Source organism: Streptomyces beijiangensis (genome assembly GCF_017315755.1).
GTDB lineage: Bacteria > Actinomycetota > Actinomycetes > Streptomycetales > Streptomycetaceae > Streptomyces > Streptomyces beijiangensis.
On record NZ_JAFLRJ010001559.1, the window covers coordinates 1 to 204 of the forward strand.

1 protein-coding gene is annotated in these 204 nt (G+C 70.1%); it reads left to right on the top strand.

Going from position 1 to position 204, the window contains the following annotated elements:
• The coding region (locus tag J0695_RS42685; protein ID WP_206970162.1) for an FAD-binding protein at nt 1–204 on the top strand (204 nt) is incomplete at both ends.

The window sequence follows — 204 nt, forward strand, 5'->3', positions numbered from 1 at the left end:
TGGTGGGGCAGCACGAGCTCGCCGAACTGGCCCCGCGGGACATCGTCGCCAAGGGCATCATGCGCCGGATGCGGGAGCTGGAAGCCCAGCACATGTACCTCGACGCCCGGCACTTCGGCGCCGACATGTGGGAACACCGCTTCCCGACGATCCTCGCCGCCTGCCGTGCCCACGGCATCGACCCGGTCACCGAGCCCACGAGAC